11 protein-coding genes are annotated in these 13,082 nt (G+C 70.2%); 3 read left to right on the top strand and 8 right to left on the bottom strand.

What is annotated here, in order from left to right:
* Positions 1–72: 72 nt before the first annotated feature.
* Positions 73–1,014 (bottom strand): GlxA family transcriptional regulator, encoded by a 942-nt coding sequence (locus DJ018_RS15945; protein WP_111515964.1) that lies wholly within the window; start codon positions 1,012–1,014, stop codon positions 73–75.
* A 79-nt stretch (positions 1,015–1,093) separates the two neighbouring features.
* Here DJ018_RS15945 and DJ018_RS15940 point away from each other — a divergent pair, with 79 nt between their 5' ends.
* Together DJ018_RS15940 and DJ018_RS15935 are read left to right on the top strand one after the other, a co-directional pair.
* Positions 1,094–1,780: a DJ-1/PfpI family protein gene (locus tag DJ018_RS15940; protein WP_111515963.1), complete on the top strand. Its 687-nt coding sequence runs from the start codon at positions 1,094–1,096 to the stop codon at positions 1,778–1,780.
* Between the two features lie 73 nt (positions 1,781–1,853).
* Positions 1,854–3,578 carry a DUF4153 domain-containing protein gene (locus tag DJ018_RS15935; protein WP_165842948.1) on the top strand — a complete coding sequence of 575 codons (1,725 nt, stop codon included), beginning with the start codon at positions 1,854–1,856 and terminating at the stop codon, positions 3,576–3,578.
* Here the strand turns inward: DJ018_RS15935 and DJ018_RS15930 are convergent.
* The 3 genes from DJ018_RS15930 to DJ018_RS15920 form a co-directional block, all read right to left on the bottom strand.
* Positions 3,575–4,774, bottom strand: coding sequence for a GAF domain-containing sensor histidine kinase (locus tag DJ018_RS15930; RefSeq protein WP_111515961.1), 1,200 nt, complete (start codon positions 4,772–4,774; stop codon positions 3,575–3,577). The two genes, DJ018_RS15935 and DJ018_RS15930, sit on opposite strands and share 4 nt — an antisense overlap.
* 124 nt (positions 4,775–4,898) lie before the next feature.
* A complete protein-coding gene (locus DJ018_RS15925) occupies positions 4,899–5,129 on the bottom strand; it encodes a hypothetical protein (RefSeq protein WP_111515960.1) in 231 nt (76 codons plus the stop codon).
* The gene (locus DJ018_RS15920) at positions 5,130–5,339 is read right to left on the bottom strand and encodes a hypothetical protein (RefSeq protein WP_111515959.1); all 210 of its coding nucleotides are present in this window, start codon (positions 5,337–5,339) and stop codon (positions 5,130–5,132) included.
* A 149-nt stretch (positions 5,340–5,488) separates the two neighbouring features.
* Here DJ018_RS15920 and DJ018_RS15915 point away from each other — a divergent pair, with 149 nt between their 5' ends.
* Positions 5,489–7,000, top strand: a complete 1,512-nt coding sequence (locus DJ018_RS15915; RefSeq protein ID WP_111515958.1) for an FAD-dependent monooxygenase — start codon at positions 5,489–5,491, stop codon at positions 6,998–7,000.
* Here DJ018_RS15915 and nadC read toward each other — a convergent pair.
* From nadC to DJ018_RS15895, 4 genes are all read right to left on the bottom strand, one after another.
* The gene (gene nadC, locus DJ018_RS15910) at positions 6,997–7,842 is read right to left on the bottom strand and encodes a carboxylating nicotinate-nucleotide diphosphorylase (RefSeq protein ID WP_111515957.1); all 846 of its coding nucleotides are present in this window, start codon (positions 7,840–7,842) and stop codon (positions 6,997–6,999) included. The two genes, DJ018_RS15915 and nadC, sit on opposite strands and share 4 nt — an antisense overlap.
* Positions 7,839–9,362 carry an L-aspartate oxidase gene (locus DJ018_RS15905; protein WP_111515956.1) on the bottom strand — a complete coding sequence of 508 codons (1,524 nt, stop codon included), beginning with the start codon at positions 9,360–9,362 and terminating at the stop codon, positions 7,839–7,841. Before DJ018_RS15905 ends, nadC begins: the two co-directional genes overlap by 4 nt.
* The gene (nadA, locus tag DJ018_RS15900) at positions 9,362–10,447 is read right to left on the bottom strand and encodes a quinolinate synthase NadA (RefSeq protein ID WP_111515955.1); all 1,086 of its coding nucleotides are present in this window, start codon (positions 10,445–10,447) and stop codon (positions 9,362–9,364) included. Before nadA ends, DJ018_RS15905 begins: the two co-directional genes overlap by 1 nt.
* A 162-nt stretch (positions 10,448–10,609) precedes the next feature.
* The gene (locus DJ018_RS15895; RefSeq protein ID WP_111515954.1) at positions 10,610–12,967 is read right to left on the bottom strand and encodes a hybrid sensor histidine kinase/response regulator; all 2,358 of its coding nucleotides are present in this window, start codon (positions 12,965–12,967) and stop codon (positions 10,610–10,612) included.
* Between the last annotated feature and the right edge of the window lie 115 nt (positions 12,968–13,082).

Raw genomic sequence — 13,082 nt, 5'->3', positions numbered from 1 at the left:
ACACCCAGCCGACGTCCGCCGGCGGGCCGCCCCGCGCAATAACCATAGATGCGGAGTCGTTCGTTTTTCGTTTCAGGCGCGCGCCATGCGGCGCAGGGCCTGAGGCGGCTGGCCGAAGGCGCGCAGGAAAGCCCGGCGCATACGCTCCGGATCGCCAAAGCCGGTAGTGAGCGCCACGCGGTCGATAGGCTCGCCTCCGGCCTCCACCAGCGTGCGGGCCGCGTCCAGCCGCAGGCGCTCCACCGCCTTGGCGGGCGTCGTACCGGTCTCGGACACGAAGGCGCGGGCGAAGTTGCGCGGGCTCATGCAGGCCTGCTCGGCCAGCTGCTCGACCGTCAGGGGCTCCGAAAGGTTGTTGCGGATCCAGTCGGTCAGCTCGGCGAAGCGGCCGGTCGCGCCGCCCGCGTCCAGCAGGGCCGAGAACTGGGACTGACCTCCGGGGCGGCGTTGATGGACAACCAGCTGCTGAGCGGTCCGGCGGGCGATCTCCAGACCAAGGTCCTCCTCGATCAGCGCCAGGGCGAGGTCGATGCCGGCGGTGATCCCGGCGGAGGTCCACACGGAGCCGTCGCGCACGAAGATGCGGTCGGGCTGCAGGCGCGCCTGCGGGAAGCGGCGCGCGAACTGATCCGACAAAGCCCAGTGGGTGGTGCAGCGGCGCTGCTCCAGTAGTCCCGCTTCAGCCAGCAGGTAGGCGCCTGAGCAGACGCTGGTCATCCGTCGCACCTGCTGGAACTGACGCTGAAGCCAAGCGGTGGTGGGGACGAGTGCGCCGAAAGCGCGGGTTCCCTCGCCACCTGCCACGATCACTGTGTCGTAGGGCCCATCGCCGAGCGGCTCGGCTTCGAAGGACACGCCGGAGGAGCTGGCGACCGGGCCCGGCTCCTGCGCCACCACTTCCATGGAGTAGGCGCCCGGCGAGAACCGCTCGGCGACTTCAAAGGCGGTGATCGGCCCAGCGGCGTCCAGCAGCTGGAAGCCCGGGAAGATCACCATCGCCAGGTGGCGCGTCATGGCAGAATCCGAGGGAACAATGTCATCGCTCCTTGCAGCTAAGCCTGGAATGCTTCTGGCGTCAAACGAGGGAACTGACATGAAGAAGCTGACGATCGTGATCGCGCTGTACGACGGCGTCACGCACCTCGACTTCACCGGTCCGCACCAGGTGCTGAGCCGCGCGCCGTTCGTGGAGGTGAAGGTGGCGTCCATGCACGGCCGGGACATCACCGCCGATGGCCTGACCTTCGCGCGGCTCGACGACCTGCTGGCCATCGAACGGTGCGATGTGCTCTGCGTGCCCGGCGGGTTCGGGACCACGGACGCCATGCTGGACGAGGCGTTTATGGCCGAGATCCGTCGGCTGGGCTTCTCCGCCAGCTACCTGACCAGCGTCTGCACCGGCTCGCTGATCCTGGGGGCGGCGGGCTTCCTCCATGGCAAGCGGGCGGCCTGCCACTGGGCCTGGCGCGAGCTGCTGGTTCCCTTTGGCGCGATCATCGACGACAGCCGGGTGGCGCGAGACGGGCGGATCATCACCGGCGGCGGCGTCACCGCCGGCATCGACTTCGCACTGGTGCTTCTGGCCGAGCTGTTCGGCGATGATCTGGCCCAGACCGTTCAACTGGGCCTGGAGTATGCGCCCGCCCCGCCGTTCAACGCCGGCCGCCCCGAGCTTGCGCCGCCCCGCGTGCGGGAGATCTACGACAGCCTGCTGGGCGATCTGCCGCGCCAGCGGATGGAGGCGGCGCTGGAGGCGGCGCGGCGGCTCGAGCCCGCCTGAGCGGGAGGCCGCCAACCCAAGGTGGCGAATGGCCGCCCCTCATGCCAAGCTTGGCTCTGACAAGGAGCGTGGCATGGGCGAGGGGGAGCAGCCGGCGGCGCGGCGGTTGATCGCGGTTCGGCTGGCGATCGGAGCGGTCCAGGGCCTGGCGCTGTACGCCCTCTCCAAAGCGCCGGAGGGCGGGCCGCGGGCGCTGCTGGCGGGGCTGAACCTTGCCGCCCTGTTCACCCCGGTGGTGCTGCTGGGCGGATACGGCGTCCTGCGGGCGCGCGTGCTGATGATCTGGAGCCTGGCCGCCGCCGCGCTCTGCGGCGCGCTGGCCGCCTATGACGTCGCGTTCGGACAAGGCCCCGAGCAGGGCGCCCACTGGCCCTCCGCGCCGCTGATCCTGTTCCTGGGCGCGGCCCTGTTCATCGTCCATCATCTGATCGGGCCGGCCGATGGTGAGGGCCGGTGGCGAGCAAGCTACGGCCGCTACTTCGACGACGGTTGGCGCGACGGCGTGCGGCTTGTGCTCGCCGCCGCCTTCGTGGGCGCCCTTTGGCTGCTGCTGGCCCTGGCCGCGGCGCTTTTCGGCCTGATCGGGCTGGAGATCGTGGGACAGCTGATCCAGCGCGGCTGGTTCGCCATTCCGGTGACCACCCTGTTCTTCGCAATGGCCATTCACCTCACGGACGTTCGGGCGGCGCTGGTGCGTGGCGCGCGGACGCTCGGCCTGACCCTGCTGGCGTGGCTCGCGCCGGTCATGACCCTGATCGCCGCGGGCTTCCTGTTGAGCTTGCCGTTCACCGGACTTGCCCCGCTCTGGGAGACCGGCAAGGCGAGTCCGATCCTGCTGGGCGCGGCGGCCGCCCTGATCATCCTGATTAACGCGGCCTATCAGGACGGAGAGCGTCCGGACTTCCCGCCCGCGGTGCTCCGCTGGACCGTTCGGGCGGCGAGCCTGGTGCTCGTGCCGCTGGCGCTGATCGCCCTCTACGGCGTGGGCTTGCGGGTGGCGCAGCGGGGTCTGACGCCGGACCGGATCTACGCCCTGGTCTGCCTCGTGCCCGCGGCGGTCTACGGCTTTGGCTACGCCTGGGCGGCGGTGACCCGAGGGCCGTGGATGCGCCGGCTGGAGCCTACCAACATCGTGGCGGCGCATCTGGTCGTGGCGCTGATCGTGCTGGTCTTCTCGCCGGTGATTGATCCGGTGCGGCTGTCGGTGAACGACCAGGTGGATCGCCTGCGCAGCGGCAAGGTCAGCGCCGAGCTGTTCGACTACAGCTTCCTACGCTGGGATGCGGGCGACCGGGGCAAGCGAGCCCTGCAGACCCTGGCGCGAGACGGCGCGGGCGCCGATCCGGCCGCCGTCCGCGCTCGCGCCGCCGCCGCGCTGGCGCGTCAGACACGCAGCACGCAGGAGGTGGTGGCGACCGCCGTCACGCCGGCCAAGCTGCAGGTGGTCGGCGCAGCCTTGCCTGCCGATTTCCTCAGCCAGACGGCCTGGCCGCAGTTCGAAGAACCGACCCGAAGTTGCGGCCATGGCGAGAACCGATGCCTGGCCTTTGTCATCGACCTTGCGCCCAACCCAGGAGCCGAAGTGGCGATCCTCGGCGCCATGCAGCAGGGCGTCTACGGGCGGACGCCGGAAGGCTGGCGGCAGGTCGGCTCCATGCGGCTATGCGCTGGCGAGTTGCAGGCGCTGAAGGCCGGCCGCTTCCGCTGGGCGCAGCAGACCCGGCCGGTGCTCGAGATCGCGGGTCGGGCGCGAGCCTTCGAACCGTTGCTCGACTGCGATCGAGCAGCCGCTCCCTAGGCCGCAGGCAAGGCGACGGTGAAGGTGCTGCCCTGGCCGACCTGGCTGTGCACGGTGATGGTCCCGCCCATCTGCTCGGCCAGGCGCTTGGAGATGGCGAGGCCCAGGCCCGTGCCGCCGAACTTGCGGGCCACGGTGGCGCCGCCCTGCTCGAACCGCTCGAACACCTTGTCCAGCTGGTCGGCGGGGATGCCGATGCCGGTGTCGGAAACCTCGGCCAGCACCTGGGAGTCCGCTTTGCGGATGCGCAGGGTGATCTCGCCAGCCTCGGTGAATTTCACGGCATTGCCGAGCAGGTTCACCAGCACCTGGCGCAGGCGGGCGGCGTCGCCGCGCACGTCGATCTTGCCGGCGGCGATGTCCGCATTCAGGCGCAGGCCCTTGTCCGCCGCCCGCTGGCCGAACAGCTCGAGGGCGGAGACCGCAACCTCGCCCACGTCCACCGTGTCCTGCGGGAGCTCGACCGCGCCGGCCTCCAGGCGGGCGAGGTCCAGGACGTCGTTGACGATTGTCAGCAGCTTCTCGCTGGCGACCTTCGCCTTGTTCGCCAGATTGCGCTCGCGCTCGCCCAGATCGCCGGTGCCGGCCAACAGGCTGGTGAAGCCGATCACGCTGGTCAGTGGCGTGCGCAGTTCGTGGGTCATATTGGCCAGGAACTCGCTCTTGGCCTCCGTCGCCGCTTCCGCCCGACGGCTCATCAGCGCGTAGCGCTCGTTCATCAGCCGCAGGTCCATCTCGTTGACGACGATGGCGGCCAGGGTGGCGAGCCGCCGCTTCTGGTCCTCGGTGAGCGGCTCGCGCGGCGAGCGGTCGATCACGCACAGCGAGCCCAGACGCTGTCCGCTGCGCAGCCGCAGGGGCGCGCCGGCGTAGAAGCGGATCTTGGGCGCATCGGTCACCAGCGGGTTGTGCCGGAACCGCTCGTCCATCTCGGCGTCGGTCACGACGAAGACGTCGTCGTTGACGATGGTGTGGGCGCAGAACGCCTGCTCGCGCGGAGTCTGCCGCGTGTCCAGGCCCACCACGGATTTGAACCACTGCCGGTCCTCGTCGACGAGGCTGACGGCTGCGATCGGCGCGTCGAAGAGCTCGGCCGCCAGGGCGGTGATGCGGTCGAACGCGGCTTCGGGCGGTGTGTCGAGGATCTGGTACTCGCGCAGGACCGCCAGGCGCTGATCTTCGTCTTCGCTGAACATTGGACCCGTACCTCCCCGACGAGCCGGGAGTTTACGGCGCTTCGCCCCAGCGTGTCACCGAAGCCTCAAAGCAAAACGGCCGGGCAGGAGCCCGGCCGTTCATCGTCGCGCGAATGCGGTCCCGTCAGGGCTTGGCGCGTTGCTCGCTGTTTTCCTGGTGCGTGCGCTTGGCGCCGTCGTCATGGGCGTGGCGCCGGTCGCGTTCGCCGCCGCCGCCGGAGCTGTGGCTGTAGGCGGTGTTGGTGGCTTCGCCGTCCGCCCGATGATCGTCGCGGGGCGGCTGCGGCTTGGAGCGATCCTCATGGCTCGCGCCCGGGCCGCCCCATCGTTCGGTGTTGGGGTGCTTGTCAGGCATTTAGCGGTCCTGCTGATAGCCCTGGTGATGGGTGTTCTGATTGATACCGCCGTGACGACCCTGCTGGTCGATGTTCACGTCGTCATCGCCCGGCTGGTTGGATTGCAGGTCCGTGACGTTGTCGCGAGGGTCGCGGTTGGCCCCGGCGATGTCCGGCTTCTCGCCCGGATAGGACCGCTGTTCCGGCGGAATGGGGGGAGCTTTCGACATGGTGTGGGTCCTCCTTGTCCGGGAGTGAACCCGACGCGGGAAGGCCGGTTCCTACGGCTCAGATGGCTAGGCGGGGCCGAGGGGAGGACGTCCGGCGAACCTCCAAGCACCGCCGGCGGTTGTAGAGCTGAGCCGCTGGAGATCCTGCGATGTCCACCCAGGTGCTGATCTGCGGAGCAGGGCCGACGGGGCTCGTGCTGGCCCTATGGTTGACGCGGCAGGGCGTGCGGGTGCGGATCGTCGATCGGCTGGCCGAAGCGGGCACGACCTCGCGCGCCGTCGCCGTGCAGGCGCGCACTCTGGAGCTCTACACCCAGCTCGGACTGACCGACGCGGTGGTCGCCGGCGGGCACAAAACCCCCGGCGTGAACCTCTGGGTTCGGGGCGAGCGCGCGGCTCGGGTCGGCTTTGAGGACGTCGGCGAAGGTCTGACGCTCTATTCCTTTCTGCTGACCTATCCGCAGGACCGGCACGAGCGGCTGCTGATCGAGCGCCTGGCGCAGTTGGGCGTGGAGGTCGAGCGGGAGGTGGAGCTCGCCGGCTTCGAGGCCTCGGGGGCGCGGGTGCAGGCCAGGCTTCGCCGCGGGGACAGCGAAGAGGTCTGCGATGCGGACTTCCTAGTCGGATGCGATGGCGCGCGGTCCGTGGTGCGCAAGTCGCTGGACGCCGGCTTCGAGGGCGGCACCTACCGCCAGCTGTTCTATGTGGCGGACATCGAGGGCGACGGCGCCGCGATGGATGGCGAGCTGCACATCGACCTGGAGGAGGCCGACTTCATGGCCGTCTTCCCGCTGGGCGGAAACGGGCGGGCCAGGCTGATTGGAACGGTGCGGGACGAGCGGGCCGACGCCGAGACCCTGCGCTGGGAAGATGTCAGCCAACGCGCCATCGAGAACCTGAAGCTGCAGGTGCGGCAGGTGAACTGGTTCTCGACCTACCGGGTGCATCACCGGGTGGCGGAGCGGTTCCGCTGGGGCCGCGTGTTCCTGCTCGGCGATGCGGCGCACATCCATAGCCCCGCAGGTGGGCAGGGCATGAACACCGGACTTGGCGACGCCATCAACCTGGCCTGGAAGCTCGCCATGGTGCTGGGCGGCCGGGCGCCCGACAGCCTGCTGGACAGCTTCGACGAGGAGCGCCGGGCCTTCGCCCGCCGGCTGGTGTCCAGCACGGATCGGGCGTTCACCGCGGCCACGGCGGAGGGCTGGATCGCCGATCTGGTGCGAACCCGTCTCGCTCCGCTGCTGGTTCCCCGCGTCCTGGCCATCGAGCCGCTGCGGGAGTTCGCCTTCCGCACGGTGGCGCAGATCACCCTGAACTATCGCGGCATGGCCTTGAGCGCAGGTGAGGCCGGCAAGGTGAAGGGCGGCGATCGGCTGCCCTGGGTGCGGGCCGCCAACAACTACGGACCCTTGCGGCAGATCGGCTGGCAGGCGCACGTCTATGGCAAAGCGAGCGCGGAGCTCGCAGACACCTGCGCCAGGCTGGGCGTGCGCCTGCACGTCTTTCCGTGGCAGGCCGCCCATGGCGAGGCGGGATTAGCGCAAGACGCGCTCTACCTGCTTCGGCCGGACACCTATGTGGCGCTAGCCGATCCGAAAGCCGATCCTCAGGCCCTCGCCGGCTACCTGTCGAGCCGGGGACTGCGCCCTGCCGACTAGGCGGCGTCCAGGCCGATGTCGAGCACGCCCACAGAGTGGGTGAGGGCGCCGACGCTGATCACGCCCACCCCGGTCTCTGCGATGGCGGCCACGGTCTGAAGGTTCACCCCGCCTGAGGCTTCCAGCACCACCTTGCCGGAGGCCCGGCGCACCGCCTCGCGCAGGTCATCCAGACTGAAATTGTCCAGCATGATGGCGTCGGGCTTTTCGGGCAGGGCTTCGTCCAGCTGGTCCAGCCGGTCCACCTCCACCTCGACCTTCATCAGGTGGCCGGCGGCGGCTTTGGCGCGGCGCACGGCCTCGGCCACCGAGCCGCAGGCGGCCACGTGGTTGTCCTTGATCAGGATGGCGTCATCCAAACCGAAGCGGTGGTTCACGGCGCCGCCGCAGCGGACCGCGTACTTTTCCAGCGCGCGCAGGCCAGGCGTGGTCTTGCGGGTGTCGACGATGCGGGCGCCCGTGTGCTCGACGGCGGCGACATAAGCGCGTGTCAGGGTGGCGATGCCAGAAAGGCGGCCCAGCAGGTTCAGGGCAGTGCGCTCGGCCGACAGCACGGCGCGCGCGTTGCCGCTGACGCGGGCCAGGACCGCTCCGGCCTCGACGTGGTCGCCGTCACGGACCTCCTCGATGAATTCGGCCGTTGGGTCGAGCTCGTGGAAGGCGAGGCGGGCGCAGGCCATGCCGGAGATGGTCCCCGGCTTGCGCACCACGAAGTCTGCGGTCAGCCGGGCGTCGGCGGGGATGCAGGCCTGGGCGGTGACATCGCCGGCGCGGCCCAGGTCCTCGGCCAGGGCGGCCTGGACGATGGGCCGGATCAGGACGTCGGGAAGCGGTTCGATCATTCGGCGGCGATCCGCAGGGCGGTTGAAACCGCCAGCTGCTCGAGAGTGACAAAGGTGCGGCGCGGCTCGGCTTCAGCCGTGGCGTCGCTGCGGAAGTGACCGCCGCGGCTTTCGGTGCGAGCGAGGGCGCAGGCGGCCACCAGGCGCGCAGCGACCAGGGCGGGGGCTTGGCCGTGTTCGGCTTCCAACGCCTCGATGAGGTCCAGCAGGCGATGCAGGCCATGGGCGTCGCGGACCACGCCGGCCTCCCGGCTCATGGCTTGGCGCAGGGACTGGAGCGCGGCCTGCGGCAGGACCGGCGCGGCCTGCGCCGGCTGGATCTCACCCGTGAGCGGCTCTGCATCGCGAGCCGCGCGTCCGGCCCGGGCGCCGAACACCGCCGCCTCCAGCAGGGAGTTCGAAGCCAGGCGGTTGGCCCCGTGGACGCCGGTGCTGGCGCACTCGCCGGCGGCCAGAAGGCCGGGCAGGCTGGTGCGTCCGTCGGTGTCCGTGACGATGCCGCCCATGTGGTAGTGGCAGGCTGGCGCCACGGGGATCGGCTGCACGCGAGGATCGATGCCGGCCGAGAGGCAGGCGGCGAACACGGCCGGGAACTCGTGCGGGAAGTGTTCGCCCACCGCCTCGCGGGCGTCCAGGAAGGCGCCGCGCCCGGCTGCCCTTTCGGCGTGGATGGCGCGGGCGACCACGTCGCGCGGCGCCAGTTCCGCGGCCGGATGGTAGCGGGCCATGAAACGCTCGCCCGATCCGTTCACCAGCACCGCGCCTTCGCCGCGAAGGGCTTCGGTAGCCAGCGGGGCTGGGTCGCGGCCGATGTCGATCGCCGTCGGGTGGAACTGAACGAACTCGGGATCGCCGATCACCGCGCCGGCCATGGCGGCCAGGCCGAGGCCGTCGCCGGTCAGCTCAGCAGGCGTGGTGGTGACGGCATAGAGGCCACCGATTCCGCCGGTGGCCAGGATCACCGCACGGGCCTGGATCTGGACGAGCTTGCCGTCCTGTTCCGCCACCACGCCCCGAACCGCGCCGTCGGCGTCTTGCACGAGACCGCGCAGGGCGACCGGCGTGCGGACCTTGATGTGCGGCGCGGCCAGGGCGGCGGCGGTGACCGCCTCCATGATGGCGCGGCCCGCTTGGTCGCCCTTTACCCGGGCGACGCGCGCCCGCGAGTGCGCGGCTTCCAGGCTTTGGGCGAAGGCGCCCGTTTCGGTGCGGTCGAACGGCGCGCCAAGGGCGGCGAGCGCGCGAACCGCGTCCGGGCCTTCCTCAGCCAGCAGGCGCGCCATCTCGGCGTCCACCAGCCCTGCGCCAGCCGCCAGCGTGTCGGCGGCGTGGAGCGCGGGATCGTCGCCCTCCGACAGGGCGGCGGCCATGCCGCCTTGCGCCCAGGCGGACGAGCAGCCGTGGTTCAGCGGCGCGGTCGCGAGCAGCAGGACCTTGGCCGGAGCGGCCGCCAGGGCCGCGGACAAGCCGGCGAGGCCCGCGCCCACGACGATCACGCCGTCGTGGGTTTCGAGCTTCATCAGATCAGCTCCACCGCCACGTGGTGGCGGGCCTTGATGAGGTCGTAGCGGGCGGGCTGGGCCGGCGGCGGCAGGTCCACCATGCGCTGAACGGCCAGGCGGGCTCGCTCGGCGACGGCCGGATCGACGGTGACCTCGTAGCGGTCATAGAGCAGGGCTTCGTAGATGTTCTGCAGGCTGATCCGCTTCATGTGCGGGCACAGGTTGCAGGGGCGCACGAACTCCGTGCCGACCGCATCGGCGGCCACGTTGTCGGCCATCGAGCATTCGGTGATCAGCACCACCTGCTTGGGCCGCTTGCTGATGACGTAGTCGTTCATGGCCGCCGTCGAGCCGGCGAAGTCGGAGACCTCCAGCACCTCGGCCGGGCACTCGGGGTGCGCCAGGACCTCAGCCCCCGGATAGGCGGCCTTGATCTCCAGGATGTCCTCGGCCGTGAAGCGCTCGTGCACCTCGCAGCGGCCTTTCCAGGCGATGATGCCGACGTGCGTCTGGCGCGCCACGTTGCGGGCCAGGAACTCGTCGGGAATCAGGATCACCCGGTCGACGCCCCACATGCGAGCGGCTTCCTCCACCACCTGCACAGCGTTGGCGCTGGTGCAGCAGATGTCGGTCTCGGCCTTCACGTCGGCCGTGGTGTTGACGTAGGTGACCACCGGCAGGCCCGGGTAGCGCTGCTTGATCAGGCGCACGTCCGCGCCGGTGATCGAGGAGGCCAGGGAGCAGCCCGCGTCGAGGTCCGGGATCAGGATCTTCTTCTCGGGGCTCAGGACCTTTGAGGTCTCGGCCATGAAGTGAACGCCCGCCTGGACGATCACCTCGGCGTCGCAGCGCGCCGCTTCCTTAGCCAGCGCCAGGCTATCGCCCACGAAATCGCCGACGCCGTGGAAGATCTCGGGCGTCATGTAGTTGTGGGCGAGGATCACCGCGTTCTTCGCCCGCTTCAGGCGGTTGATCTCGGCGATCAGCGGCGCGTGGAGGCGCCATTCCATGGGGGTGACGTGGCCCTTCACCTTCTCCCATGCAGGAGCGGTGGCGGCTTCGATCTCAGGCGTGAAGTCGAACTGGAACCCGTCGGCGGCCATGGAACCCTCCTTATGCTCAAATTGAGCATTTCTCTGGCCCAAAAAAGACGCCGGAGTTCGGACCCTCGGCGCATCCCTTTTGCTCATTTCGAGCATAACGGACCAATGACATATAGCGCCGTTCAGCGGAGGCGCAAGGACTTTCGCCTACTCTGGTCGAGCTCACCGGGTTCGCGGCGTCACCTCTCCGATCAGGCGAGCCAGCTCGGCGGCGGCGTAGGGCTTGCGCAGCAGAGGCCAGGGCGCGTCCACCGCCGGATTCAGCGCCTCGCCGGTATAGCCGGATGACAGGATGACCGGCAGGCCAGGACGTAGCTGCACGGCCGCATGCGCCAGGTCCACGCCGGTCCGGTCACCCGGCATGATCAGGTCGGTGAGCAGCAGATCGATCCGCCGGGCAGGCTCGCTCAGGATCTGCAGCGCAGCGGCCGGTCCGTCGGCGCGCAGCACCGCATGGCCGAGGTCGAGCAGCATGGCCTCGACCATGTCGCCGACGGCGCCGTCGTCCTCCACCAGCAGCACCTGCAGCCGAGGCGCTGATCTGGCGGGCGCCTCGAGCGCGGCCGCAGCGTCTGGCGCCGCCACGTCCGCTTGGGCCAGCGGCAGGTAGATCCGGACCGTCGTGCCGCGCCCGGGCGCGCTGTCGATCATCACCCCGCCGCCGCTCTGGCGCGCGAAGCCGTACACCTGGGACAGGCCAAGGCCCGTCCCACGGCCCGGCTCCTTGGTGGTGAAGAAGGGCTCGAACACCCGGCCGACCGTGTCGGCGTCCATGCCCTGTCCAGTGTCGTGGACCAGCACGCAGACGTAATCCCCGCCCGCGACGTCCTCCAGCTCGCCCTGTCGGATGGCGCAGCGGACGCTTTCCAGGCGGATCGTCCCGCCGGCCGGGGTCGCGTCGCGCGCGTTGACCACCAGGTTCATGATCGCCGCTTCGAACTGGCTGGGATCGACGTGAGCGGCAGCGCCGGGAGCTGCGGGCTCCACCACGAAGCTGACCGCCTCGCCTACGGCGCGGCGCAGCAAAGGCTCGCTTTCCGCCAGCAGCTCGTCGATCCGCACGAACTCCGGCCGGAGGGCCTGGCGGCGCGAAAAGGCCAGCAGCTGCTGAGTCAGCCGCTCGCCGCGCCGGGCGGCCGAAAGGGCCGCCTCGATCATGCGCTCGGCCCGGGCGCTGTCGCCGGGGTTCCGCTGGATCAGATCCAGGGCGCCGATGATCACGGTCAGCAGGTTGTTGAAGTCGTGCGCCACCCCGCCGGTGAGCTGGCCCACGGCTTCCAGCTTCTGGGCGCGGCGCAGGGCGGCTTCGGCCTGGTCGCGCTCGGACAGCGCCGCCTCCACCCGCTCGGCCAGCAGGTCGTTGATGCGCAGCAGGTCGGCCTCGGCCCGCTTGGCGTCGCTGACGTCGAACCCGACCCCGATGAAGCCTTCGAACTCGCCCGTCGGGCTGTAGCGCGGCTGGGATACCGAGCGGACCCAGCGGAACTGCCCGTCCCACCGCCGATAGCGCGCTTCCAGTGTGAACGGCTTGCGGGACGTCTCCCCGGCGAGCTGTTCACGCAGCACGCGGTCCAGGTCGTCCGGATGCAGAACCGTGCGCCAGTCGAAGGCGATCGCGGCCTCGTAGTCGACCCGCAGGAAATCGACATAGGCGCGATTGGCGAACTCCCGCCGCCCGTCGGTCCGCGACACCCACATTAGGATCGGGGCGCTGTCCGCCAGCACCCGAAAGCGCGCTTCCGACTGCAGCATTTGCTCGAAGGCGAGGCGGCGCTCGGTGACGTCGATGTTGACGCCCAGGGCCCGCACGGGCTTGCCGGCGCCGTCACGCAGCACCTCGCCGCGGGTCAGCAGCCAGCGGGTCGAGCCATCCGGGTGCACGACCCGGTACTCCACGGGCTCGAGATGGCCTTGCGTGCGGGCGTTCTCCTGCGCCCGGTAGAAACTTTCGCGATCGTCCGGATGGATGGCGGCCAGCAGGGTGTCCAGACCTGGCGGATCGCCCGGCGGGATGCCGAAGTTGCGGTAGACCACCGTCGACCAGCGCCGGACGTTGCTGGCGAAATCCCAGTCCCACAGCCCCACGCCGCCGACGTCCTGGGCGAGCGTGAGCCGCTGCTCGGTGGCGGCGAGCTCGGCCTGGGTGGACTCCTGATCCACCCGCGCTTCCTCCAGCCGCACCAGGGCGTTGCGGAAGGCCGAGGTGACCCAGATTGCGATGATGGCGGAGAGGGCGAACATCACCGTCATGGCCATGGCGTCGCGGCCGTCGACCAGACGCGAGGGCGAGAGGAAGTTCAGCAAAAGGGCGAACAGCAGGGACGCCAGGCCCCAGCGGCCGCCGCCGTACAGGGTGGCGACGATGAACGCCGGCAGAAAGGTGACCGAGGGGCCGAAGCCATGTTCCGGCCCCAGCAGGATCATCCGCACCAGCACCGCTACGGCCAGGGAGCCCAGGCTGACGGCCACGGCGCTGCCAAGAGGCGGGGAACGGCGTGCGATCAGCCGCAGGGGCAACATGAGGGCGCGCTTTCCTCGGACTGCGGGCTGAACAAGCCCCGGCCGCAACGGGCGACCGGCTGCACCATGAGGGCGGTGGCGGAGGATCGCAACGGGCGATATGTGGCGGCGGACG

The organism is Phenylobacterium deserti (assembly GCF_003254705.1).
In the GTDB taxonomy this organism is placed as follows: Bacteria; Pseudomonadota; Alphaproteobacteria; order Caulobacterales; family Caulobacteraceae; genus Phenylobacterium; species Phenylobacterium deserti.
This window is presented reverse-complemented; position numbering and strand designations above follow the sequence as displayed.

What these genes read in the sequence shown, in the direction of transcription:
- nadC (WP_111515957.1), bottom strand. Translation starts at nt 7,842, where the DNA reads ATGATCGAACCGCTTCCCGACGTCCTGATCCGGCCCATCGTCCAGGCC.
- DJ018_RS15930 (WP_111515961.1), bottom strand. Translation starts at nt 4,774, where the DNA reads ATGTTCAGCGAAGACGAAGATCAGCGCCTGGCGGTCCTGCGCGAGTAC.
- DJ018_RS15940 (WP_111515963.1), top strand. Translation starts at nt 1,094, where the DNA reads ATGAAGAAGCTGACGATCGTGATCGCGCTGTACGACGGCGTCACGCAC.
- nadA (WP_111515955.1), bottom strand. Translation starts at nt 10,447, where the DNA reads ATGGCCGCCGACGGGTTCCAGTTCGACTTCACGCCTGAGATCGAAGCC.
- DJ018_RS15920 (WP_111515959.1), bottom strand. Translation starts at nt 5,339, where the DNA reads ATGTCGAAAGCTCCCCCCATTCCGCCGGAACAGCGGTCCTATCCGGGC.
- DJ018_RS15935 (WP_165842948.1), top strand. Translation starts at nt 1,854, where the DNA reads ATGGGCGAGGGGGAGCAGCCGGCGGCGCGGCGGTTGATCGCGGTTCGG.
- DJ018_RS15925 (WP_111515960.1), bottom strand. Translation starts at nt 5,129, where the DNA reads ATGCCTGACAAGCACCCCAACACCGAACGATGGGGCGGCCCGGGCGCG.
- DJ018_RS15895 (WP_111515954.1), bottom strand. Translation starts at nt 12,967, where the DNA reads ATGTTGCCCCTGCGGCTGATCGCACGCCGTTCCCCGCCTCTTGGCAGC.
- DJ018_RS15945 (WP_111515964.1), bottom strand. Translation starts at nt 1,014, where the DNA reads ATGACGCGCCACCTGGCGATGGTGATCTTCCCGGGCTTCCAGCTGCTG.
- DJ018_RS15905 (WP_111515956.1), bottom strand. Translation starts at nt 9,362, where the DNA reads ATGAAGCTCGAAACCCACGACGGCGTGATCGTCGTGGGCGCGGGCCTC.
- DJ018_RS15915 (WP_111515958.1), top strand. Translation starts at nt 5,489, where the DNA reads ATGTCCACCCAGGTGCTGATCTGCGGAGCAGGGCCGACGGGGCTCGTG.